Annotated in this window: 18 protein-coding genes, 1 other RNA gene and 1 pseudogene; 5 read left to right on the forward strand and 15 right to left on the reverse strand. The window is 42.1% G+C overall.

All coding sequences use genetic code 11. The features are described from left to right. Window positions 1–100: 100 nt before the first annotated feature. The 3 genes from IQ234_RS11190 to IQ234_RS11200 all read left to right on the forward strand — a co-directional run bounded on the left by IQ234_RS11190 (window position 101) and on the right by IQ234_RS11200 (window position 2663). Window positions 101–1156, forward strand: coding sequence for a dipeptide epimerase (locus IQ234_RS11190; RefSeq protein WP_416209678.1), 1056 nt, complete (start codon window positions 101–103; stop codon window positions 1154–1156). Next, complete coding sequence (locus tag IQ234_RS11195; protein WP_193957132.1) at window positions 1149–2192, forward strand: DUF1611 domain-containing protein; 1044 nt, start codon at window positions 1149–1151, stop codon at window positions 2190–2192. The genes IQ234_RS11190 and IQ234_RS11195 overlap by 8 nt, the downstream gene beginning before the upstream one ends. Before the next feature lie 126 nt (window positions 2193–2318). Beyond that, the gene (locus IQ234_RS11200; RefSeq protein ID WP_002781516.1) at window positions 2319–2663 is read left to right on the forward strand and encodes a hypothetical protein; all 345 of its coding nucleotides are present in this window, start codon (window positions 2319–2321) and stop codon (window positions 2661–2663) included. A gap of 165 nt (window positions 2664–2828) precedes the next feature. Here the strand turns inward: IQ234_RS11200 and IQ234_RS11205 are convergent, their stop codons facing one another. The 5 genes from IQ234_RS11205 to IQ234_RS11225 form a co-directional block, all read right to left on the reverse strand. Beyond that, window positions 2829–3836: a DnaJ C-terminal domain-containing protein gene (locus tag IQ234_RS11205; RefSeq protein ID WP_193957133.1), complete on the reverse strand. Its 1008-nt coding sequence runs from the start codon at window positions 3834–3836 to the stop codon at window positions 2829–2831. A gap of 233 nt (window positions 3837–4069) precedes the next feature. Next, window positions 4070–4732, reverse strand: a complete 663-nt coding sequence (locus IQ234_RS11210) for a TVP38/TMEM64 family protein (protein ID WP_193957134.1) — start codon at window positions 4730–4732, stop codon at window positions 4070–4072. A gap of 172 nt (window positions 4733–4904) precedes the next feature. Further along, the gene (locus tag IQ234_RS11215) at window positions 4905–7274 is read right to left on the reverse strand and encodes a glycogen debranching protein (RefSeq protein WP_193957135.1); all 2370 of its coding nucleotides are present in this window, start codon (window positions 7272–7274) and stop codon (window positions 4905–4907) included. A gap of 132 nt (window positions 7275–7406) precedes the next feature. Next, window positions 7407–9650: a Piwi domain-containing protein gene (locus IQ234_RS11220; RefSeq protein WP_193957136.1), complete on the reverse strand. Its 2244-nt coding sequence runs from the start codon at window positions 9648–9650 to the stop codon at window positions 7407–7409. Between the two features lie 3 nt (window positions 9651–9653). Continuing rightward, on the reverse strand, window positions 9654–10445 hold the full coding sequence (locus IQ234_RS11225) for a PD-(D/E)XK nuclease family protein (RefSeq protein ID WP_193957146.1): 792 nt from the start codon (window positions 10443–10445) through the stop codon (window positions 9654–9656). 196 nt (window positions 10446–10641) lie between these two features. Here IQ234_RS11225 and IQ234_RS11230 point away from each other — a divergent pair, with 196 nt between their 5' ends. Together IQ234_RS11230 and IQ234_RS11235 are read left to right on the forward strand one after the other, a co-directional pair. Next, entirely contained in the window at window positions 10642–10998 is a 357-nt protein-coding gene (locus tag IQ234_RS11230; protein WP_185239489.1) for a helix-turn-helix domain-containing protein, read from the forward strand. Between the two features lie 5 nt (window positions 10999–11003). Then, a complete protein-coding gene (locus tag IQ234_RS11235; protein ID WP_193957137.1) occupies window positions 11004–11669 on the forward strand; it encodes an ImmA/IrrE family metallo-endopeptidase in 666 nt (221 codons plus the stop codon). Window positions 11670–11709: 40 nt separating this feature from the next. Here IQ234_RS11235 and IQ234_RS11240 read toward each other — a convergent pair whose 3' ends face one another. From IQ234_RS11240 to IQ234_RS11285, 10 genes and pseudogenes are all read right to left on the reverse strand, one after another. Then, window positions 11710–12705 (reverse strand): LysR family transcriptional regulator, encoded by a 996-nt coding sequence (locus IQ234_RS11240; protein ID WP_193957138.1) that lies wholly within the window; start codon window positions 12703–12705, stop codon window positions 11710–11712. Window positions 12706–13398: 693 nt separating this feature from the next. Next, complete coding sequence (locus tag IQ234_RS11245) at window positions 13399–14670, reverse strand: MFS transporter (RefSeq protein WP_193957139.1); 1272 nt, start codon at window positions 14668–14670, stop codon at window positions 13399–13401. A gap of 9 nt (window positions 14671–14679) precedes the next feature. Continuing rightward, window positions 14680–14776: signal recognition particle sRNA small type (gene ffs / locus IQ234_RS11250), an RNA gene on the reverse strand. A gap of 86 nt (window positions 14777–14862) precedes the next feature. Then, window positions 14863–15999 (reverse strand): DUF58 domain-containing protein, encoded by a 1137-nt coding sequence (locus IQ234_RS11255; RefSeq protein WP_193957140.1) that lies wholly within the window; start codon window positions 15997–15999, stop codon window positions 14863–14865. Between the two features lie 728 nt (window positions 16000–16727). Then, window positions 16728–18800: a hypothetical protein gene (locus IQ234_RS11260; protein ID WP_193957141.1), complete on the reverse strand. Its 2073-nt coding sequence runs from the start codon at window positions 18798–18800 to the stop codon at window positions 16728–16730. A gap of 69 nt (window positions 18801–18869) precedes the next feature. Then, complete coding sequence (locus IQ234_RS11265) at window positions 18870–19124, reverse strand: hypothetical protein (protein ID WP_193957142.1); 255 nt, start codon at window positions 19122–19124, stop codon at window positions 18870–18872. Window positions 19125–19555: 431 nt separating this feature from the next. After that, window positions 19556–20683, reverse strand: a complete 1128-nt coding sequence (locus IQ234_RS11270) for a hypothetical protein (protein ID WP_193957143.1) — start codon at window positions 20681–20683, stop codon at window positions 19556–19558. 714 nt (window positions 20684–21397) lie between these two features. Then, entirely contained in the window at window positions 21398–23830 is a 2433-nt protein-coding gene (locus IQ234_RS11275; protein ID WP_228008474.1) for a glycosyltransferase, read from the reverse strand. A 117-nt stretch (window positions 23831–23947) separates the two neighbouring features. Continuing rightward, window positions 23948–24988, reverse strand: a complete 1041-nt coding sequence (locus tag IQ234_RS11280) for an FkbM family methyltransferase (RefSeq protein WP_193957144.1) — start codon at window positions 24986–24988, stop codon at window positions 23948–23950. 189 nt (window positions 24989–25177) lie between these two features. Then, a pseudogene (locus IQ234_RS11285) lies at window positions 25178–25600 on the reverse strand (ISKra4 family transposase); the annotation flags it as partial. Between the last annotated feature and the right edge of the window lie 260 nt (window positions 25601–25860).

Here is a 25860-nt window from a genome sequence, read left to right on the forward strand (position 1 = left end):
CAGGATATACTCCACAAAAGCGTTTAAACTCTTCTGGATTCAAATTTTTTACTTTTTCGTAAGTCATTGTTTTTCTGAGTGTTTTACTTTATTTTACATAATCAGTTCCTATTTTTGCAGGAGGTCTACTATTCATAAACGAGTACCTTTAACGATTAGTCGCGGCACTACCAGCGAAAATACTAATATCTGGCTGCAAATTAGCGAGGAAAATATCGAAGGGTGGGGAGAGGCATCTCCTTTTGATATTACCAGCGAGGAGAAAAAAACCGATAAAATTCTGCAAGAATTAAACTCGATCGCTCCTCTTTTACAATCTTTTCACCCCTGTCAACGCCAAGAAATTGAAAAAATTTTATGGCAAAATCAGATATCTTCGGCTACTCGTGCCGCTATTGACACGGCACTGCACGACTGGTTAGGCAAAAAAGCTAATTTACCTCTCTGGCAAATTTTTGGACTCGATCGCTCTTTAATTCCCCCGGTTTCTGTTACTATTGGTTTAAATTCTCCAGAAAATGTGGGGAAGAGGGTGTTAGATTGGCTAGAAATCGGCGATTTTAGCTTATTAAAGGTCAAATTAGGCTCACCGGACGGTATAGAAGCCGATCGAGCTATAATTCTGGCTATTAAAGAAATTGTCCCCCATTTGCCCCTAACTGTCGATGCTAATGGTGGTTGGAAATTGAGCGATGCGGTGAAAATGTGCCAATGGTTAGAGGAAAAAGGCGTTATTTATGTGGAACAACCCCTATCCGTGGGACAAGAACGAGATTTAATTGATTTATACCAAAAATCGCCCCTACCTATCTTCGTCGATGAAAGCTGTTTTTCTAGTCAAGATATCCCGAAACTGGCCGATCGAGTCCACGGCATTAATATTAAACTAATGAAAGCTGGTGGATTAGCCGAAGTGCAGAGAATGATTCATATTGCCCAAGCTTGCCAACTGCAAATTATGTTCGGATGTTACTCTGACAGCAGTTTAGCCAATACTGCCCTAGCACATCTTGGCCCGCTTGTCAACTATCTTGACCTAGATAGTCATTTAAATTTACGCGATGATCCCTTTACGGGTTTAAGCTTGGAAAGGGGACGTTTACAACCAAATAATTCCCCCGGTTTGGGTGTTAGTTTACGGACAAAAGATGACTAATTATTTGACTCCTGACAAGAAAGTAGCGATTCTTCTCCACGAAGGAATCAAAGGAACTCGCGGCAAAACTGGATTAAGTTATCTGCGTTATGGGAAAGCGCAGGTAGTGGCGATTATTGACGCAGAAAGTGCCGGCAGTACCTTAAAAGAAGTGGCTGGAATCGATCGCCCCTTGCCGATTGTTGCTACTGTTAGGGAAGCTCTAACCTATCATCCCGATACCCTGTTAATTGGCATCGCACCCTCAGGAGGGATTTTACCACCCCATTGGCTAGAAGAAATCAAAGAGGCGGTAAAGGCAGGGTTATCCCTCGTTAATGGTCTCCATACACCCCTAAAACCCCTTTTTTCTCAGCTTAAACCGGATCAATGGATTTGGGATATCCGTCTGGAACCCCAAGGCTTAAAAATTGGGCAAGCGCGGGCGAAAAATTTAACCTGTCAGCGTATTTTAACGGTAGGGACGGATATGAGTGTGGGCAAAATGTCCACTAGCATCGAATTACACCGAGTTGCCCAAGAAAAAGGGCTAAAATCGCAATTTTTAGCCACTGGACAGGGGGGAATTATGATCGCGGGAAAAGGTGTACCCTTGGATGCGGTGCGCGTCGATTATGCTGCTGGTGCGATCGAGGCTTTGGTGTTAGAATCGGCAGAAAATAACGATATTCTGTTTATTGAGGGTCAAGGTTCTCTTTTACACCCTGGATCCACTGCTACCTTGCCCTTAATGCGTGGCAGTCAACCAACGGGGTTAATTCTCGTCCATCGCGCTGGACAAATTCATATCAAAGATTTACCCGATATTCTCATCCCTCCCCTAACGGAAGTGATTAAACTCTACGAAATGACTGCCAGCGCTGGAGGAAGTTTCGGGGAGGTGAAGGTAAAGGGGATTAGTTTAAATACTTTTCATCTTAGTCCGGAGGCGGCAGTTAAAGCTATAGAAACTTTGCAGGAGGAAACGGGGTTATTTTGTACCGATGTTGTCCGTTTTGGCGGTCAAGGGTTATTATCAGTGATCAGCGATCAGTAATCAGTGATCACTGATCAGTTAATGACTCCTGTTATCCTAAAAACGGCGATAGATGGGGAGTTTTGCCTTGCTAAATCAGCAAATAGGGATAAAATCAAAACAAGTTAATTTTTTCCTTACCATATCATGTTAACCCCATCGGATAGTAAATTATCTAAGCAGCAGCAGATTCTCTCGGCTGTTTCCGAAGAGGAACAGCTTAAACAGCAACGGATTCAGGAAGTGCTATTGTTAATAGATAGTTTATTCCAAAGAGAGGAAACGACTTTTAGGATTATCATCGACTGTCTTTACGATGTGGGTTCGTTAAATTTAATTAATAAAAAGTTTCATCGTCGTTACTTAAATTTTATTATGAAAGCGATCGCTCGTTTTTCTAAGCCTATATTCAGAATTTATGCTCTCTATTGGGTGAAAAAAAATAGCCCCAAATTAATTACTAATTGGTTGGCTAGTAAGGTTAAATTCTAGATCGATCCCCCCTTAATCCCCCCTTGATAAGGGGGGTGCCGATCCCCCCTTAATCCCCCCTTGATAAGGGGGAGAACTGACAATTTTTAACACCTAACTACCTATAAACCCCAGAGACAGTAATCAGCACCAAGAAAAACTGTTTCGGCAAACCCTAGCTAGGAACTAAATTTGCACCTGTCTGAGATGACGACGGGGATCGGTGGTACGCTGAGATTTAATTTTCTCGTATAATTGCCGTTCGATCGCCGTTAATTCTTTGGGAGTATCGATGACAATTTTGACTAATTGATCGCCACGTTGTCCTTTATTATCGATCCAACCTTTGCCGCGTAAGCGCAGGGATTGACCGGAACGAATACCGGCGGGAACTTTTACCGTCACCATGCCATCGGGGGTAGGAACTTCGATCGCTGTGCCTAAAACCGCCTCATCGGGAGTAATCGGGACTTCACAGGTTAAATTATCGCCTTCAAAAGTAAAGAAAGGATGGGGTTCTAATTCCACATCGAGAAATAGATCCCCTCGTTGTTTACTCAAGGGATCGATTAGTCCTTTACCCCGTACCCGGAGACGATTACCGGTTTTGGTTCCTGGGGGGATTTTGATATCGATCATTTCTCCGGCTAAATTAACCCGTTTTTGTACTCCTCGTAGAGCTTCCCCAAAACTCAGACGCAGTTTAGCGGTGGAGATACCAGAAGTGACGGATTGCGCTGGAGTACGAGCGCCGGCAAAGTCGTTAAAATTGCTAAAATCGCCAAATCCTCCCCCCGGGGTCCCGTAGGAATGGGAACGGGGGCGAGTACCGCCGGAGCGCCCCATGCGACCGAGCAGTTCATTGATAAAATCATCAAAGGTGTTGTACTGGCTAAAGTCAAAACCGTCTGAACCAAAGTCAACCCCCCCATTGCCACCCGGCCAATTCGATCGCCCGGCCTGTTGCCAATACTGTCCAAATTGATCGTATTTTTGGCGTTTTTCGCTATCGGAGAGGACTTCGTAAGCTTCGCTAATTTCTTTAAAACGTTCTTCGGCGCTTTTATTGTTAGGATTGCGATCGGGGTGATATTTGACGGCTAATTTGCGAAAAGCTTTTTTAATTTCTTCGGCGCTGGCAGTTTTACCTACTCCCAGAACGGCATAATAATCTTTATAATCTGCGGCAGGCATCGATACGCTATCTCCTTAGCAACGAGGATTCGGTCGGGATACTCCTAATCTAACTTAATTTTATCGCTGTCAGGAGTCGGGAGTCAGGGGCCAGGGGTCAGGGGATAGGGAAATGGGGAGATAGGGGAATAGGGAAATTTCAACTAATACCCCAAAACCCTAAAATCCCAACACCCAACACCCAACACCCAACACCCTTTTTACCTTTAATGTAACGTCCACTTTTTTACTTTTTACTTTTTACTTTTTATCTGGGGAAATTGCCGACGACGACGATACCAAGTTCCCACACCTACTAACAGAGCAATGAGGGTAAAAGCCACCATTAGGGGCAATATATCGCCTTTTCCTAAAGATTTTAAACCCGCACCCATCATGACAAACGGTAAAATTCCGGGGACAGTGCCTAATAAAGTACCGATGAAATAATCGCGAAAACGGATAGAAGTTAATCCCGCAACAAAGTTAACGATACCGTAGGGAATAATCGGTAATAGACGGATAGCAAACATATAAAATAGGCCGCCTTGCTGCATTTCTGCATCGATCGCTTGCCATTTTCCCTGAAATTTTTTGGCGGTATATTCCCGGCCAATAGTACGGGTAAAAGCAAAGGCAACTATAGCGGCCACCAAAGCGGCGATCGTTGTCCAAACTGTTCCCATAACTACCCCAAAGATCGCGCCACCACTGAGATTTAAGGGGGTAGAGGGCAGAATTAGAATTGTCCCGATCGTATAGAGAATAATATACAAAATGGGGGCCATAATTCCCATTTGTTTTAACCAGCTCTGTAATTGTTGGGAGTCGATACCACCGATTAGATAAACTCCCATCGCCGTGACGATAATACAAATTATGGTTAGGATAATAACACTACTTTTAGTTTTAGACATTTAACGGCAATTTTGGGCTAAGTGCGGGTTGTAAAACATAAGATGCAACAGGGGTTTATATTTCCCTATTGCCAAAAATATAGCAGAAATCGGCTGGGAATCGATCTGGATCTCAATATTAGCCGGCTGCCCGATCTGTCCCCAAATTACCCCCGATATCGGTGTGGGTAGTTCAGTTAATCTCCTCGAGAACCACGATCGAAAAACCATTGACTTTATAGTTATCGGCAATTACTGCCCCTTGCTCCACAGACCAACAATTATAATCGTTTTCTGCCCAAGCTGCCGTGTCAATAATTCTTACCCAACGATAATTATTGCCTGGGGTGGGAAGACGAAAATCCATTGGCAGATGATACATATTAATTAACACCAAAAAATCGTGATCACCGACGGCACTACCATCAATTAAAAACCAAATAGAGCGATCATGGGCAGTTAAATCGCTAACCCCATCGGGTTTTTTAAATAAATAGGTGACATTATTGCCCGCATCGAGAACCATATCACCGTAGCGGTGCTGTTTAAGGGCTGTATGATTGTTTCTTAAGTGAGCAATATAAGCGGCAAAAATAAATAAAGGATTGCGTTCTTCTTGATTAGTTCCCGTGCCAAAATTATTATGATAAGCTTCCCGATAACCGGTGGGCAGTAGATGGGGTGAACGGGTGGCAATCATATCATAATTATTCCAAGTGGCCACACTATCAATATTGTAGGGATTATTATTACCATTTTGAGTGCGGCCAAATTCATCGCCCCAGACAGTCATAGGAACACCGCGAGATAAAAATTGAATCGTCCAAAAGTTGCGTAATCTTTGGCGACGTAAGGCCTGATTACCGCCAGAATCCCAAGAATCGTTATTATTCTTGCCGCCATCGGAAGGACCAAAAGGCCAGGGAGTGAGGTTATTTTTGTTGTTATAACTGACTAAATCCATCAGGGTAAAACCATCGTGGGCAACAATAAAACTGATCGATTTTTGTGGTCCGCCTTGGTCGTTAAAATTGTGATAATCTCCGTTCACCTGTTCGATGAATTGAAAAGTATTACTATCTCCCTTGCAAAAACGCCGGATTGCATCGCGATAACGGCCATTCCACTCGCCCCAACCCGCCGGGAAATTACCCACTTCGTAACCCCAGATATCCCAAGCTTCGGCGATCATTTCGGCATCGTATTTCTTGCCTAATTGCTCGATCTTTTCTAACAAAGGATGCTTAGGAAAAAATTGTTTTTGTTTGCCCCAATCTTCTCGTTCATGACTAGAAGGAGTTCGGCCGAGGACGGTGGCCAGATCAAAACGAAAACCATCAACTCCCATTTCTTCTAACCAATAGGTGAGGGAATCAAGAACCAGATTACAGGTGACAATATGGGAGAAGTTTAATTGATTTCCGCAGCCGGTGGCCCCATCGACTAGATAATGTTCATCAGTGAGTTGATAGTATTCCACCACATCAAAACCACCAAAACTAACAAATCGGGTGACATCGTTGCTGCCCCAATTGCCCCCTTCTCCGGTGTGATTATAGACCACATCGAGATAAACTTCCATACCTTGGTCGTGGAAAGCTTTGACCATGGCCTTAAATTCTCTGGTGGGTCCTCCGGGGGAGCGATCATAAGCATAACGGCGATCGGGGGCGAAATAACCAAAGGTCATGTAACCCCAATAATTACCGCCGGGGCGATCGTCGGGGTTATTATCGTTAGCGGTTTCTTGGACCGGTAAGAGTTCGATTGTGGTAAATCCTAGCGCTTTCAGGTATTTGGCCATATAGCCGGCCCCCGCATAAGTTCCTCTGTACTGATCGGGAACGTTGGCCACTTCCTCAAAACCTGTAATTCCCTTGAGAATGTCTTCTAAACGACTAGCGGAGGGGTGATTGCTGAAACCGCGCACATGGGCCTCATAAATGATCGCTTTTTCGGCCCCCAGACGGGGACGAGTACCGGTAGAAGTCCCATCCGGCGCGATCACAATGCTTTTGGGCGACCATTTACCCGTATCGTATTGCCGCCGGATCACTTCTTTGTAATACCCTTCTCCCGTGGCATAGATTCCAGCATTTTCTCCGGCTGCGATCATGGCCGGGGTTTCAAGGTCGTGGGAAAGTTCTCGCGCGTAGGGATCGAAGAGGACTTTATTGGGGTTAAAACGATGGCCGAAATCGTCCACATCTGCCCGAAAACCGGCGTTACTATGGCCTCTTTGCCATTTTTGATCAAATTGCCAATTGGGACCCCAACAGCGAAAAGCGTAGTAGCTGCCGTGGGCAATACCGGCGATTTTTGCTCGCCACGTATCATCATTGGGGTTTTTTGTCAACCAGTAATCATACTTAGCGTTTTCTCCCGTCGGGCGATCATAGATTTCCAGAAGAATCTGACTGGTATTTTTAGAATAGACGGCAAAGGTGACACTATCGCCTTGATAATGCGCTCCGAGGGGATAGGTAGCATCGGCCCAAAGATGGCTATCTAGGGGGGCATAATTACCAGATTGAGGATGATTTTGACCGATCGCTGGTAACATAAATTGGCGGGGTAATATCGCCTTTGATGATAGACATTTTTCGCTCAAAGAAACAAGAAAAAAATCTAAAGCTTGTTCCCCCAGAAAAACAAGTTGTGCAATTCCTAGTAACTACCTACATAATTTTCCTCTCTAAAGCCAGAATTGACAATCATTTTCTAATAAACTAGGATAAATTCCTTGTAAGCGTCGATAAGCAATAGCATCGGCTCCATACAAAGGGATAGGTAAACGGGGTTCTTTGAGAGAACCATAGTGAAGTAAAGTTAATTTTAAGGTAGTGTCAACTAACTGTTTTAAATTTACTTGCTCTCCTAATTCATGAACTTTTAAGCGCAAGGGACGAGGAACACCTATTTGTTCAGACACTTGGGACGTTATCAGGATAACTTCCCGCTTTGATAAAGCTAAAGCTAATCCTTTGGAGGGAGCATTTATCTGTTTTTGCTCAAGATTATAAAGTCTAGGAATGCCAGTTTTATAACATTCTACGAGAATAAATTTAGCATTAATCGCTCTAGCTCTTGCCAGTAAATTGTCAACCTCCTTCCCTTGAAATTTACCATCTCTGTAAATGAGAACTGTCTGATTTTTTAGTTCAGCTTGCGGTAAACAATTTTCCAGAATCCGTTGAGGAATTTCCTCTCCCTCGGTTAAACTATCTTCTACCCGACAGCGAACAAATTCTCCCTGTTTGCCATATAGTCGCACACTTGCACAAACATTGAGACTCCCCGGAAGATTTTTTTTAGGCATCCTTCCCACATCTAACCCAATAAAATAATCGGCAATTTCTAGAGGTTCAGCAAGGACATAGGGTAAATTTCCTAATTTGGCTAGGATTCCGGGGACAACTTGATTGAGAATATTCTTATAGTTGCTCTTATCATTTAAAGTTTTCTCATAAATCATTTGAGTTATAACTCCACGCTCCAAAAACTTTTTTTTAATCCACGAATATAAACTTCCTTCTTCAGTATTATCAGCATTGCGATCCTCTTGAGGAAGAAAGACTAAAGCAATATCTACAGGAATTTCTCCTCCAATTAATTGATCAACTGCTTCTTCCAGTCTAGCTCTTTTTTCAAATCCTACACCTTCAACAGAGAAATTTATTTGATTCTCTGCTGGCAAAATGGTCTCAAATTTATAAAGTTCTAATCGCTTTTCTAATTGTTCTCTAAAATCTCCCACTTTCAAATTAGCTGGTTTCAGAATAGCTAAACGAATTTTACGAGCAGGATCTTCATATTCTCGATGACGTTTATATACACCACCCTCCGATAATCCTTTGAGAGTTTTTCTTTTTTCTCCCCTTTCTCCCTTACCAAATAAGATAGGAGTTTGCTCAAGAGAAATGGGAGGAGTCCAAAATAATGCTGGGTATTCTTGGCTGTTAATACTTCTTTCTTTTAACTGAAAACCAAAGTTATTTAAAGTATTTTGTGCTTCCTGTTTATATAACTTTAATCGTTCTTGTCGTTCAGCATAGAAGATTTTTGTTTCCTTTAATAACTCTCCGTAATTGACTTGAAATAAACTCTCATCTTTATCTGTTACGCAGGGTTTTAAAGCTGCCAATGGATAAATATACTCCCGGGGATTTTTGCCAAATTGTACCGCCACCACTGGCTGCTCTTGATGAGCTTCTTCTAATTTTCTTCGACTAATTGAACCCGTAGCTTTTGTTAATAGTTCCTCTCTTTTTTCCCCAATTGTACCCGCTATTTTAATAATTTTAGCTATCCCATTGGTTTCTATAGTTTTAACCTTTAAACCTACTAATAATTTAGCAGCATCTTGTCTATAGGGGTGATTTTCATAAAACTGTTCTAAATCTCCACTATAGACAATACTACTTTCAACAGTTAAACAAATAGCCGGATCGGTGTCATTGATGATTTCTGCCCAAAAGTTAACTTCTCTCCTTACCTGTACTTGGTTTTCACTTATCTGACTATCTTTGGGAAAAACTATTGGATAGGAAAATTTACCAAATATTTTCAGAATTCTAACTGCTAATTGTGCTGTAACTAAAGCTGTTATCTGAAAGTCTTTTAGCCAATGAATAGAATAATAGTGATCGCCAATATCTTCTCGTAAAACCTCTTGAATATCTGATAAAGCTTCTTTCCACTGTTGTGGAGAGGGAAGAGATTTTTCATCTTTAGCTAATACCCAAAAACAATTATCTTCAAAAATAACCACCACATCGGGAAACTTATGACTGAATTGCCAACTAAAACGATTACCTATTTTTCTAGTAACTTGATGATTAAGCTTAAAACAATTTAAACAATTATTCTTGAGAGTTAAGGAACTAATTTCACTCAAAAATGTTGGAGAATTGGCTGTGTTAGCTGCTGTGTAATTCATAATCTAAACCTCCTTATTTGCATAATCACAAATCGATGTAAACGGACAATAACGACAGGCATAGCCACTTTGTGGCGGGAAAATATGATAAAAATCTTTGGGGTGATCTTTATATTTTTTTAGTTGTTGCTGATGTTTTTTGGACAGGAAAGCTAGTTCGATTTTAACTGCTTCTATTGCCTCGGAAGACAGGGATATTTTTTCTGAGCTTGTTTGGGTTTCTAAATTGTAAAAAGAAGCGACAATTTTTTCCTGAGGATAACGGTAACTAGCCGCTAGTAAATAAACATGAGCCTGACGACGATCAAAATTAGATTGACCAGTTTTCAAATCTAAAATATGTATAGTGTCATCAGCTTCTCTAAAAATACAATCAAAGGCAGCGGACAAATTAAACTTATAGTTACCTTGCTCGATAACAATAGGTTCTGGATAACCTTCATCGCCTCTAGATAAATTAATAATCTCTTGATTCAATAAAATTGGTTGTTGATAGTAATTGTTTAAAATTACTAAAACCCTGGCTTGAATCTCTGGCGATTCTTGATTTAATTGTAGGATTTCTGCCACTTGTTCCACCCCATGGGAACCCGATAATCTCACCGGCTCTTGATGAAACTCAAAAACTCCCCGTTGTGCCAACTTACCAATTTTTTGCGGTTGATTATCTTGTGATAGTAATCTTTGGACTTCTGGTTCTTTGTTTCGCGCTTTTTCAAACCCCCGTTTTGTCTGACAATGCCAATTTTCATAGCCAATCGCTGGTTTTAGCGATCGCCAAAGACTATAGCTCATCGGAGGATACCAAGGCTTTTTGGGAAACTGGCAGGACACGATTTTTTTCCCTCGGTCAGGATAATGCTAGGATGATACGGCAGTGTTTGCTCTGGTGTTGACTAAAATAATCAACGCCGATGAACTAACTCTAGCCTATGTTGACTGAAATAGTCAACCCTTGATATAATTTTTTTGAGCGGTTGGGAGAAAAGCAGTGTCAGAAACATTTGGACAGGTTATCCGCAAAGCTCGTCGAGAGGAGGAATATAGTCAGAGAGAACTAGCTAAGTTGATTGGGGTGGACTATACCTATCTATCGAAGCTAGAAAATGATCATGCGGGTTATCCTCCTAGTCAGCAGGTTATTGAGTCCTTAGCGACTCATTTAAAATTAAATGCTCAAACATTAGGGGAATTGGCAGGACGAATTAGTTCAGATGATCAAAAAGTCTTCAAGGAGTTAGTTCAAAAATACCAACAAATGCCAATTTTATTGCGTCGCATGAAAGACAATCCCAATTTTGCCCAAAAAATTATTTCTGAGGCGACAAAATTAGAACCAGAGGAGTAAATATCTTGGATATTATTAAACCCTATAGTTTTATTCCCAAAACAGAGATTGAAGCTCAGGCAGACAATATTCTCAAGAAAGTAAAAGCTAATCGTCGTCGTCCCTTAAAAAATTGCGATATTGCGGAAGCAGCGTCTGATTATTTTGATTTAGCTATTGAATGGACGGATATAAAGCCAGATCAAGAGGGAGAAATCGCCGCAATGATTATTCCCACAGAAAAGAAAATTATTCTTAATGAAGATGTAAAATTCTTAAAAGATTCTCAAAATTCATCCTTGGCAAAAGAAGGTTTTAAAAATTCGAGTTTAGCTCATGAAATTGGTCATTTTGTCCTTCATATTAATCAAACGGCCGTCTCTAACTTTTTGGATCGAATCAATCAGGGAGATTCCTTAGAGACAATTCAACCTTTTCTGTGTCGGACAGTTGATTCTAGCCAAAGAATTGAATGGCAAGCACAATATTTTGCCAGTTGTTTACTAATGGCGATGAGTGAGTTAGAGAAAGCCATCAAGGGACGTGACTTGACAAAATGGGGACATCTGTATGCGATCGCCGACGAGTTGGGAGTAACTATTACTAATCTTAGAAGTCGTTTAGAAAGTCTCCATTGGATTAAAGTCGATAAAAAAGTAATTTATCCCGGCAGTAATTTTCCCAAGAGATAGTTTCAATGTTCCGAGGGAGATTTTGCCCATCTCGATGGACTTATTTACTCATAATTTCGGCGGTTTGCGAGTTAGGAATCGGTTCAAAGTTGTGGTCGTCAGCCAGATATTCGGGATAGGTGGAGAATTGGGGTAGTATTTCTAGGGTAAAAGCTTCGGCAGCTTTCGATCGATAACGATTCGGGTTAATAATTACCGACAAAGTGCGCCTCACTTCCACATCTTTAATTCTGGTCGCGTGGATAACTCCCATTTGTAATTCTTTTTCGATCGCTGTCACCGAGACAAAAGCCGCCCCTAAACCAGATTGTACGGCATTTTTAATCGCCTCGATCGAGTTAAGTTCCATCTCCACTTTTAAGCGTTTGGTATCGATATCGCAACGAGTTAAAACCTTGTCAATGACTTTGCGAATCGTCGATTGGGAATCGAGGGTGATAAATTTTAGTCGATATAAATCCTCTTTTTGAATCATTTCTACCTTAGACAGAGGATGAAAAATCGGCAGAACTAAAGCCAGTTCATCTTCTGCGTAGGGGATAATCCGCAGGGTTTCTTGTAATTCGGCGGGAACTTCTCCCCCGATAATGGCCAAATCCACTTGACCGTTAGCAACGCTCCAAGAGGTGCGACGGGTGGAATGAACTTGTAGCTGTACGGATACTTCTGGGTATTTTTGGCGAAAAATCCCGATCATGCGGGGAAGAAGATAGGTTCCCGTGGTTTGGGAAGCACCGATGATTAGGGTTCCCCCTTGCAGATTTTGTAGATCTTCGATCGCCCGACAGGTTTCTTGACAGAGAGTGATAATTTTTTCGCCGTAGCTTAAGAGTAGGTGTCCCGCTTCTGTTAATTGGGCTTTCCGACCGCCTCGGTCAAATAAAGGCACATTTAGCTGTTTTTCGAGGTTTTGTACCTGAAGACTGACCGCCGGTTGGGATACATACAGGGTATCTGCCGCCCGTTTAAAGCTTCCCTCAGCAGCGATCGCTTTGAGAATTCTCAGTTGGTCTAGGGTGAAAGGAATGTCGGTCATAGAAAGCCTCAAAAACAGCGACAGGAGAAGGGGATGACAACAGCGACAAATCTTAAGCCAGTGCGGATAAATAAATAAATACACTGAATTGACAGTACCACACCACGGGGATCAATACTTCAGGTAGTTCGATTATCGGTTATTTTAGTCCTCAGTCGTCGATCGTCGGTCGTTAACAGTCAACAGTCAGGAAATTGCTTTTATTTATTCTCGCCACTCGCCTCTCCCCTCTCCCCACTTATCAATAGACATCTCTAAAAATTATAACCCGATCACAGCTTGCTTTTATACCAAATCTGGTTATTAAAGACTGATTATTTATTCCTCCTTTTGCCTCTTGCATGATTGCCTGTTCTGATATGTAGCCTATACTCAACGGATTTAGTATTAGCTTGTGTACTAACTAAGTAGTTCGATGACTGGAATGTATATCTAGGGCTTGCTGAATAAATCTAAAAACCTTGTTGGGTAAGACTTTTAGACTTTTTGCAAATCAAAAAGTATCAAATATGGGAGTGATCGGGGGGAAAATCCCTGGACTTTTTCCCTGAAAATTAGATAATTGACCCCCTCAAAATCGGTAAAACCCCACACACCACACCCTGCCTCCACCAACAAACTTTTTGCCGCAAACCCTATCTATCGTTGCTAATTCAATTTCACTGAAAAAATATGAGGCAATTAAAATCATTTTTATTGTACTTGTCCGCGCAGAGCATAACGATCTTTTTCTAAACCGAAAGCGAAGAGAAAAGAATGGCGTATAGTGGGGTTAGAGAGAGTAAAAAAGAGAAAGAGAGCAATAACAGCTAATCCTGATGATAAACTAAACATAGTTTCGTAGGAAATTGCTAAAACCCCCAGAATTGGACCGGCTAAGGCTGTTCCCACATCAAAACCGCCGATACAGATAGAATAGGCCCGGCCGCGTTCTTGGGGCCCAGAGCGATCGGAGATTAAAGCCAGTAACATAGGGAATAAAATCCCCCCTCCCGTACCTTCGAGAATAGCGGCTAAAATTAAAGCGGAAGGAGATCGGCCAGAAGATAGAACCAACATGGATAAACCATAGCAAAAAACGCTAATAGTGACGAATAAACCCCGTCCATAGCGATCGCTGGCTCCTCCCGACAAAATCCGTCCGATTACGCCCGATACTGCCGCATAACTGTAGAATAGACCGGCACTGAAAGGTATCTGATTTTCGAGGAGAAACAGGGGTAAAAAAGCGACTAAACCGCCGAATAAAGTACCAACCAGCAGAAAAACTAAGGTAGGAACTAAAAAAGCCCGCTCTTGACATAATGCCCAGAAACTGCGCTCAATTGTCGGATTTTCTGCCTTCATTTCCGCTAATTTTTTCTTGAAGTCGGGTTCTTGAATGGAGAAACCCAAGAGAAAGGCGATCGCTCCTGATGTGGCGGAAACTAGAAATAAACCGTCATAACCGATCGATTTGTAGAGATAACTGCCTAAAGCCGGACCGATTCCCATGCCTATGGGTGCAGTTAAGCTCATATAACCAATTATCTCCCCCCGTTGACGAACGGGGGAAAAATCCACCACTAGGGTACTGTAACCAGTGGTAAAAGCGGCAATACTGAGACCATGGTAGGCGCGGACGGCGAATAAAGAGGAAAGATCGCGAAAAAATAGATAACCGAGGGGTGCGGTAGCGGCGACAATAGTTCCAAATAAAACCACTAATTTGCGACTGCGGCGATCAACTAGATTGCCTAACCAACTGCGCGATACAATTAAACCGATGGCAAAGGCCCCCATGACAAAACCGATATCCTGTTTGCTACCGCCTAGGGATTTAATATAGGTGGGGAGAGTGGGGACAAGAGTGGTGATACTTATCCAGAAAAACAGCGCCGTGACGAAGAGGATCGGTAGTTGACGACGAGTTTCACCAGTAAGCGATCGAAAAATTTTGAAAGCGTTCACGACAGTGACCGTCACAGGCAACAAAAAGACCCGGAGATCACGCCAGTCACAAGCATCCCGTATTGCTGCTACCTTCCGGTCCTGACAAGGTTAAGGCGTTGCGATCGCATGAGTCCGAGTCTTTTCTATCATAACATCTTTTTCCGGGATACCAGTATTTTTTTCTGGAGAATTTCCTCTCAATCTAGACTGGGAACAGAAATTTTCTCAACGAGGGGGTTTTTGCAATTGTTGTTGTAGAGAAGTTTCTGGTTCGATCGCCAATCCGCTAAACTGTCGGATTAAGACGGAAGGACTCTCCCTAGAATCGGCAGCGAGGAAAAATAACCAACGGCTGCCGGGGGTGAGTTGTTCGATGGAATTGAAGTTACTTGTCAACCAAATTAGCGGTAAATTAGGCAGATTAGCCTTTTTTTGACTAGCTTTTGCATCTATACTGGCTAAAGTTTCTAAAATGACCCTTTCCCCCTGAATTAAACCCGTTTCACCGGTCCAGAGTTTCACATTTAATTGCCGACGATGGGCATAAAAATAGAGGGAAGCAGCGGCAATAATCGCCCGTTCAAAACTGTCTTCTTGCCAATCACAGAGGGTATCGAGACAGATAATCACTTCCTGTCCCCCCGTCAACACTTCTAATTCCCGAATTTGCAATTCTCCCAAACGGGCGCTAGTTTTCCAGTGAATTAAACGGGTAGAATCACCCCGGCGATATTGTCTCAGGTTACGGGTAAGTCCTTGACTAGCCCTTTGATAATAGCGATTATTTTCTAATTCTTGTGCCATCTCTTGACCGAGGGAATCGATCAGGGGACATTGTTGCAAGGGTAAAATTTGGGGATAAACTAAGGCTTTAGCCGCTGCTTGCTGACAACGACGACACCAAAATAAACCGAGAGGGGCCGCTGTTCTTAATTGTACTTCTTGCCATTGATAAACACCCCGTTTACTGGTGGGTAAATAATAGGTCCAACGATGGCAACTTTTGGGGGCAATCGCTTCTATTGGGGTTATTTTTGACCGATCGAGAACTATAGGCAGTATATCTGTCACTTCTAACAGATTTATCGGCTGATTGCTCGTATTTTCTATCTCTAGGCTAATACTAAGATCGTCTCCTGCACTCACGGGTACAATGGCAAGACGACGCACTTTCAGAGGAAGAAGGGAACGACGGGGTAAAATTATCGATAAAATTAAAAGAGCGATCGTCGTCCCAGAGATAGCATACAACCATCCCGCCATGGTATTGGTCGCAGCTCCGAAAAAACAGAGGGTAATGCCAATGATTACCCCCCCACCGTAAGCGGGTAAAATACCGTGATCTTCTAACCAGGTTTTCATACTAAATCCGTTGAGTATAGGCTACATATCAGGACGGGCAAAAGGCAAGAGGGGTAATAAATAATCAGTTTTTAATAACCGGATTTAGTATTATAGGGTGTAGTGGTTTTGTCGTCTTTACTAGAAAGCTAAAAATCAGGCCCACATCTCTATAATTCCCCCAAAAGCCCTCTGATCAGCGAAGGTAGTCCTATCCCTTGTCACTATTGTTATTTTTCTTAACAAAATTTAACAATTGATGGCAAAATTTTGCTTGCTTTTGTCGGCAGATTTTGGGATAATTTTTTTAAAAGAGTTTATTCATGATGGCAATCTAAGTACTCAATAATAAACACAAACATCCCACTATGAGAGAATCATAACCCAAGCTGCCGCCAAAGTCAAGCACTCACTCCTATTTATCGCTCTTCTGGAACTTTCAGAAATCCCTGACCGAATCCAGATTCTGAAACCCTCGGTTGACAAGCGAACGCTAACCTTTTTTCTAATAAAAACTCAAATTCGGGTTTCTGTTAGTTAGCGATAGATTGAAGGTTTACCCCATAAGAGAGCTAGAGTTTAGAGCCTGTAAGACTTTTGCCAGAGTCCCAGAAGAGCGATAACTTGAAACTGAGCAGTTTTTCTCAGGTGTTTATCATACTAAATCCTGTTTAAAAGGTATAGTAGAGTTGGGAGTACTGGAGCAGGGAGAAACAATCCCTAACTTGGTTTTTAAAGTTTGATTCAGATTACCCTACCACTTCAAAGGCTTCTCCTTCTAAACGGAAGTTGGGGAAGTTGGCGAGAATATTATCCTTCTCGGTTGGTCCGGCAAATAGATAAGTTCCTGGTACACTACTGTTTTGAAAGCGATACATTTGCGTTCCCAAGTTTCGGCTCGAATCCAAGGCGTAGAACGCTACACCTTCTTCTTTAAAGCTGGGAAAGTTTTGGCGGATGTTTGCCGCTTCCTCTGGACCAGCAAACAGGTAAGTACCTGGCCTTTGAGTATTTTGGAAGCGAGTAAATTGCAACAAATCGTCGTTCGGTTCAATCCCTACCCGAAAAGCTATCCCTTCTTCCTTAAACCCGGGGAAGTTTTGCCGAATATTGGCCGTTTCTTCAGGACCAGCAAATAAGTAAGTACCTGGCACACCAGTATTTTGGAAGCGGGTAAATCCAGTATTAAGCTTGTTTAACGAATTTGGATGGTTAGGATTGGGGTTAGGATTAGGATTGGGGTTAGGATTAGGATTGGGATTGGGAGTCGGAATAGATAATCTCAGACGCAATACCTTATCATTCATTGTTAGGTAAACTATTGAACTATCAGGAGCGGCGGTAACATCTCCGCGAGATATATCAAATGTGGGATTGCCTAAGTTTTCTTGGTAAGCAATAGTATTTAGGGTAGAAGGAAGTGCAATTAATGCTGTTCCCATTATTCCCAGAGATAAAGCTCCATTGGCGAGAACGTAGAAATTCCCCGATGTATCAGCTGTCATGCCAACACTATCAATATCATTGAAGAGAATATTTGGGCGTTCATTAGGTTGAATGCCATCGGCTGCATTAAAAGTGGCTGGGAAAGATACTAAATCTATATGTGTAGTTCTTTCTCCTGGCTCTAAAGTGGGAAGAGTAGTAAGAACTTGACCTTGAGAATTAACTGCTATACCTGGACCTGGAAAGACAACTGTTCCTAAATTAGAATTAGAAGGTAACCTTTGCGCTCGTGTGCCTGCCATGAGTACCTTCGACTCTCCTGGGATGGGTGCTCCATCTAAACCAATACGAATTTTGATGACAAATGGATTAATTCCAGAGTTAGATGCCCCAGTAATAAATAAGTCATAGGCATTGCCAAGCTCCTTAACTGCGATGTCGTTGTATTTAGAAAAATCAGGATGCCCCAGCCAAGACAGATCATGTATCGTGTCGTCAGTAATGTTATAAATAGAACTCCTGTCAAGGCTAAGATTGCGAATATTTGATACCTGAGTGACAGTGAAAGTATTCGGATCGAGACGAAAAATGATGCCGTCATCTCTTAGTCCAAAAATGCTCGTTGAATTTCCCGATGTAGCCAATTTAACAGAAGTAGAGGCCGATCCGGTTGAGAGCCTATTGAGCAGCCTGCCATCAGCAGCAAATTTGATCAGAGAATTGTCGCTGTATAATATGTCAGTTTCTGAAACTAGGAGATTTTGCTGGTTATCGACAACCAGTCCGCGAGGTGCCTTAAAATTGCGGAGAAAGACTTCTGAAGCTTGCTCTAGCCGGACAACTTCTCTATCAATGGTGACAATAACGCTATCATCTTCTGTCTTTAACTGTTGTAATTCTGGCTCACTTAATGTCACTCCCCGCACTAAATCTGAAAACAGTTCCCCTTCATCCCCAGGAGTATCTAAATCAGGATGCAATTTCCAGTCAATGCTGTGTCCCAATTCCTCCAGTATGACATCAACAATTGCGCCTTGATTGTTACTATTTTGTTCGAGGAATTCCCGCGACAGATAAATAGTATAATTTTGTCCAGCAAATGCACCATTTGCCCCATTAATCTCCGAAGCAGAGCGAATCTCGATTTTAGGTAAGACATCAGCATCTGTTTGTGCCAATTGCCCAATGAGTAGTTTAGCCTCATTCCCATTCACTGCGTCGCCAAAAGCTAATTGAATTTTTGGGATAAAATCATCACGACTTAGAAATCCCTTTAACCAAGAAGCAGCGGTAGTTAGAGATTGTTCTAGAGGAAAATACAGGTCACTGTATTGTTCGAGTCCCGCAAAGTTGGTGTTTTTTAATAACCTATTCATAATAATCTTCTCCCATCTCAAACTCAAGGGTGCTATGGCGTTTCCTTTGAGATGTGAAACTCAATAACCCTACTCCAGTAGCGAGTCAGAAATCGAGCGCAACCAGTAGCGAGTAAAAACCCCGTCCAGCCAGTTTCGGGGACTGAGGGGGGGAGCTTCTAGACTGATGTTGACAGCGACTGGTTCGCTGGCGATTGCGTGAATGTCCAAAGAGGGAAATGATGTAGCGCACATGGAGGAAATCACCTCCTGAGTTTGAAGATATTTGCTACACTCCCAATGTAACAACCCTGTCCAACCAAAAGCCCCTACCACAATAAACATTTAATATTTATGCAACACGGCTGAGTTTTATAGTCATTTCAATTAAGATTGAGAATATCAATTCCAGAGTTCATCGGGATTTTGTCGGTCTAGACTGTATCAGACTTATCTGAAATGACTATAGATAGTAAATCGCCACTATCTATAGCGTTTTTCAGTCTGCTGAGGTACAAAAGTTATGGGTTTTAGGCAAAAGGTACAAGGGAAGAAAAATATGTGTACCTCACTAGCTTAGGAAACGCTATATAATACAGAGTAGGGGCAGTAACTTGGCGTTGTCAAATCGAAAGATGATCCGAATCAGCTTGAAACTGAAATTACTTTGATAGCAAGGATTGCATTGCATCTTTCATATTCTGATCTGACAACACCGTAACTTTGCCCGCACTGAGATTTGAATCTGACGCGATTTAGCAATTTATCTCGGACGTTTACAAAATGTTCACCTCGTAAGCGATGCCGTCGTAACGAAACTGAGGATAGTTCGCCAGGACGTTTTGGTATTCCGCCTGACTAGCGGTATAGAAATGGGTTCCGGGGACGGTCTGATTCGAGAAACGATGTACATCGGTTCCGAGATTAGCAGTCGTGTCGAAGACGTAATAGGCGATGCCATCGTAGCGAAATTCCGGGTAGTTGGCGACGACATTTTGTCTTTCCGCCTCGCTAGCAGTGTAGAAGTGGGTTCCAGGGATGTTTTGATTGGCAAAGCGATGGACGGGCAAGAGATTGTCTCCCGGTTGGATGCCAACGAGGAAAGCAATGCCATCTAATTGAAATTCCGGATAGTTCAACACAACATTCGTAACCTCATCGGCACTGGCACTATAGAAATGAGTTCCAGGAACGTTTTGATTAGAGAAACGGACGACCGGATTGTTCAATAATTGGTCTTGTTCCATAAATCTCACCGAGGCAAACAAAGCGTTCACCGCAGAACTAACCAGTTGTTGATCGACCACAACTGTTTGTCCGCCAATAGTAATAGTTCTAGGTGGAGAAATCGTAATCGGTTGAGTTACTGGTGGCAAAACTGGAGTAAAGGGCACTGTCACCGGGATCGCAGCTGGCGGCAAAACTGGAGTAAAGGGCACTGCCACCGGGATTGTGGCCGCCACGGCGGCATCCACCCTCATGACACTAGCTTCCTGAGCCTCCATCAGAGAAGAGTCATCCGGATTGTCGAAGGCCATCAATACTGGCGACGCAGTGATCCCACCACCATCAAAAACTTCTTGAGCAGAGTGATCAGGCTGAACTTGTTTATCATCCCCCCCTCTAATCGACTGGTCATCCAATGAGTTTATCGCAATAGGAGATTGAATCGGGTCTTGAAAGGTTGCAGCAACGCTAACCAGTTTTTCTGACCCTTGGATCGGCCCGCCGTCAGGCTCCACAGACAGGGCGGGAGTTACCCCATCCTCAGGCCGACCAATATCTTGTCCGTTGAAATCGCCGATCACCTGGTAAGGGGTTAACCCGTTAATGTTTACGAGGTCGGGAACCTCCTCTTGAACCTCAAGGTTAGGTATTAGTAATACAGCATTAGAAATCCTCATGGCGATCCTCCCCGACTTATCGATTCGGACTTTAATTGTTATAAACCGTTGTAAAGATTTACAAAAACCCGCCCGACTTCGGGTTGTGTTCGCTCGAAGACACCTCCGCAGTTTAAGCCCTTTAACAATCCCAGCGAATCCCGTAAATCACCTCTTACTCGTACTCTCATTCTAGCATTTTTAATTCTTGTTTAGTTGTAAGAAATAGGAGAAGATTATGGTTCTCCTAAGACTCCCGGAAGAGCGGTAGAATATCTAGGGCTTGCTGAATAATGGTAAAACCCTTTTAAAATAAAGCTTTTGACCTGTTAAAGTCCGATGTTCATGCTGCGAAAATAGGATTGGGACTTTCAAAAACCTTGCATTATCTTTCTTGTAGTACATCACTTGGTACAAAAAACAAGGGCAACAAAGCCTGAAACGACCGGCTACTGACGACCGACTCCTGACTCCTACCCCCAGGAAAAACTTTTTCAGCAGACCCTATCTAGAGATGTTGGTGATCGGTTCAGACTAAATCCAGTTATTAAAAACTGATTATTTATTCTACCCTTTGACTTTTGCCTTTTGCCTGTCCTCATAAGTATCCTATACTCAACGGATTTAGTATCAGACACAAGCCTGAGTTAGCCATCGAATTTTAGGCCAACTTCTCAGAATTTCAGAACTCAATCAACGTGCGATTACCCTGAACAAAAAGGTTATCGATAGCGTCTAAAGAACACCGATTTTTCGGAGGCGATCGAGATAGTTTTGACCGACCAGATCGGGAGAATAGGTACTTTGAATTTTGTGTCTTCCCGCAAGGGCGATTCTGCCAGTATCGGGTTCATCTTCAATAACTCTCCGCATCAGCCAGGCCGCATGGTCGAGATCGGGGTCAGCCCATTTCTGTCCCTCCCCAAAAGGGTAGTCATCCTTTTCGAGGGATTTCAATCTATACTTGACTGGAAACGCAGTGGTTTGATCGACAAAGTCTCTCGTTCCAGAATAATCGGTGGCAATCACTGGTTTGCCGAGTAGCATGGCTTCCGCCAAAGTGTAACCGAATCCTTCCGAGCGATGTAGCGAGACATAACAATCGCAGCAATTCATTAGACTAAGGACTTCGCTGTAAGTCATTTGCTCGTTAATAATAATGATGTCTGATTCTTCCTCGGTCATTTTCAAGAGTCGTTCTAAATTATTTCCGTCCGCATCCCGTCCCATTGTTTTGATCACCAGAGCAGTGGCAACTTTGAGGGGACGACGACGAAAAGCGAGGCGGTAAGCCTCGATCACGGCCAGGGGGTTTTTGCGTGTTGAGTAGGAGGAAAAATCGAAGTTGAACAGGAACAGAAAAGCCTCCGCAGGAAGGTTAAATTGACTTCGATCGACCGACTCGAAATCCGTTAAGGTAACGGCAGGCGGCATCCAAACAACTGGCAGGTCTAAAGTTCCCTGTACACTCGCTTGGATAAAGCGCGTGGGAGCCCAAACCTCGTCGAAGTCTCCATAGGAAGCGATCCAATCACTGGGAAACCGACTGATTTCCCAAAAAGGCATATTAATTCGATACTGGGACGATCGTTGACATAACGGGGCAACTGCCTCGGAAACGACGGCGAGTTGATCGGCATTAACCGAGTAAATCTGTACGCGGGCATCGGGTATGGACGAGAGAAGCGACGCAACAGAGCAATCGGATTGACGGGCGCTCACATTAACGGATACGTTAAAGCCCCGGACTCTCGCCCCAGTCGTCGCCAAACTCTTCAAAACCGATCGCCCCGCTTGTCCCACTCCCATCTCGGCTTTAAGGTAGCCGATAACACAAACATCATATTCGCTTGGATCGATGGGACGGTGAGATGAGGACGGGCGGGGTAAGCTAAATTGTTCGGCAAAGCGCTCGAGAATAGGAGACACAAAATATTCATCAATGCGGTGTTCGGTGGCGTTTTGAATAAACCATTTAGCGTAATTTTTTCGTCCATCGGGATCGTCTAGATCGAATAGCTTCTGTAGATTGGACTCTTTCGCCCAAAAATAGTACATTAAATTAGTCAAAGGATATAGGCCTTTTGCAGCACCTTGCCAGTAGGGTTCATTGAGAAATTTATGGAAAGTTTGAAAGGGATTATCTACCCAAGTCTCCTCGATTTCTCTATAGCACCATCGCATCAGATTAGTGATCGGAACTTGATTGCTAAAACTACCGTAACCGTAATCCAGCATTTGAATTTCCTTAATGCCAAATTGTTTTAACTGAGCGATATAGTAGGAGATTAAATTTTGTAGAACAGGTTCTAAATTCTCTTTATACCTAGAGGTGTGCTTGGAAAGACGGGCAGGACTTTTAACGTCGATTCCACTAAAATGGAAGAAGATTAAAGGTTCTCCGTTAACTCGCCATCCTTCTGGAGTTTTTTCTAAATTACGTTGCCATAAATTCCAATAGGCGACATTAAGATTAGGATGGCGTAAAATTTTCACCCGCTCGCAGAAACTCGGTAGTAGATCGATAAATTTTTGATCGACAAAAATCCCCCTGTCAATTTGATTTAAGCAGTAAAATCTTAGTCGTCTCCCCCACCAATGAAGAAAAATTAGAGTAGACTCACTGTTACTAACGGCCAAAAAGCCGAGATTATAAATTCCAGACCTCATCATTGCGATATCGTCCGGATAGTAATCCGTTTCGGCTGGTGCAGTGATGTGGGGAGTTAAAACAAAATCCGCACCTTTTGCGAGTGCTTCAATAACAACGGTCATCGGGGCAAATAACTCGATATCAGGATCCAGATAAATGACTCGCCCAAAATCCCATTTTTCCAACAGTAGTCGTATTACAAATGGTTTAACTGCTGTGTTAAACTCCATTATATCGTACCGAAAAGCAAAATCAAAAAAATTAGGTATATCTAAATCTTGTACCTCAATAATTTTGACCCCTTCGATGCCTAATTCTAGGTTTGATTTATTGTCGGCTCGGCATAAAAATAGGGCTGCTTCTGGATGATAGCGACGCAAAGAGGAAAATAAAACTCTAGCGTAAGGGAAATAGTTATTAGAACAAATTGTGATAATTGCCAATCTTTTTTGATTTTGACCGCTGGCAAATGAAGACAAATTGGACTCGACCTTCATCTCTAGTTCTTGACTCATTTGTAGTTTCCTTGTACAAAAAATTAATTGGTTTGTTATTATTTCTTGACTCTGCCAATTCAAAATTTCATATATTGCTAAATTTTTTTCTGTCGTAATCAAGTTTTGTTATATTATTTAATCCCCAGAGATTCCCAGTCGTTTTCTCAAGCGAAACCAAAAAGATCTAAGTTTCCAAAATTTACTACTTTCCATGGCTAAAATTTTCTCTTGGGCTTGGTATAAATCAGTTTTTAAGGCTTCTAAATCTAGAATCTTGTGGTTCAGTTGAGATATTAGTATTTGTAGTTCACTTTCTTTGATTTGATAGTATTTGACCTGCTCATCTTTAAACAATTTTAGTTTTTTTAGCTCTCGAGATAGACGTTGAGATTCAAATCGTTCGTCTTCCAAACATTGGTTTAATATGGTGATTTCTCTATCTCGTTCTTGTGTACTTTTATTTAGAAGAATCGTTTGATCGGTTAAATCTTTAATTCTAAAAAGACTAAAATTATCGAAGACGTTAGGAGGAGTTTGAAAATGAAATCTAAATTGACTAGATTCTTTCGCTAGGTAATAATCATTTAATCCGTCAAAATAAACTAAATCATAGCCTTTTTCCTCTAAAAAACTGGCAATATTAGTCTCACGACGAACGGGAGAATTGGGAATAGTCGCTTCAATAATAATTACGGTAGGTCTGAAAGTGTCCCAATCGTTTCCCGCTATTACTTGCTCTTCCCATCCTTCTACGTCGATCTTAAGAAAATCAATGGCAATAGAGCCATATTTCTGGCAAATTTCGGCGAGGGTAGTAACGCTTACCTCATAACAAGATAGAGCTAATTGCCTCTCGGCAGCTAGTTTGATGGCGATATTGCTATCGAGTGTTGAAAAACCACTACCCTGTAACTCGAAAAATTCAAGTGTTGTTTTTTGCTCGCCAACCGCTAAGTTTAAATTAACATCTTGGGGTCTATCTCGCTGTAAGAGTTCAAAAAAATCCCGTACAGGTTCTACATTTATACCCCGCCAACCTCGGTCGTAAAAAGCTTTTGTAACTGAATCGTAAACGGGATGGTGCGCTCCGATATCGATATAGAAACCCGATTCTTTATCTTTAAAAATTCGATTGAGAATTACATCTTCAAAGTTCTGAGCGTAGGAAGTAAACATCTATAGTTTTTGATTATAAATATTAAAAGGCTGCCACAAGTCACAGTATACCACAATTCAGAAATGTTGAGCTTCTACACAAAACTTTACATATAAGCCAGTGAGAACAGGTGTTCGTTTAGAGAGATTAAATTGGGAGCATCTCACCTTTACAATAACTAGAAATGCTTAATCAGATCAATAAAAAAGTTAAAAAAGGCAACCATTTAGATAAGCACAGCGATGACGAAGGACTTGCAGTACATTACCAGATTCCCAACTTGCACCAGTAATTTTAAGAGGATGAGCAATTTGTTTAATTTTTCATTCAAGGTCGCCAGAGCCAATCGAAATCCCCTCCACCTGCAAATAACCATAATTAACAATTCGATGTTTATACTTGTTCAAATAAGTAATAAAATTCCCCACTTGCGGCCCTGACCATTCTTCAAAACAAGAGATAGCCGCGTCCACTTCCCCCTTCCAGAGAAAACATTTTACCTCCTCAATTCGCTGGAATGACCCGCCAAATTTATAGAGGTTTTCGATTAAATGATACCAATCCAAAATTTCAATTCTTTCCTGTTTTTCTTTTATCTGACCAAATAAATTCTAGATACCATCATGTCCATCTCTAGAAGTGTTGAACGTCGAAAAAAGTCATACCAAAACGCCTATTATAGATAGGATGTAGAAGTCAATATAAACCTCAAGCATATCATAAAATATGCTAATAAATTTTCCAAAACTCATGAAAGATATTTGGAAACCACTGCCTAAAAATGACTACCCCGCTTTAGACACTTTTACATTTTTGTCCTGTTGGATTGGTTTTGCTTTAGATAAAAGCATCGTCAGTATGAGGGACTTATGCAGTCGAATGGTACTGCAAG

The organism is Microcystis aeruginosa LEGE 91341, assembly GCF_015206885.1.
Taxonomy (GTDB): Bacteria; Cyanobacteriota; Cyanobacteriia; order Cyanobacteriales; family Microcystaceae; genus Microcystis; species Microcystis aeruginosa_H.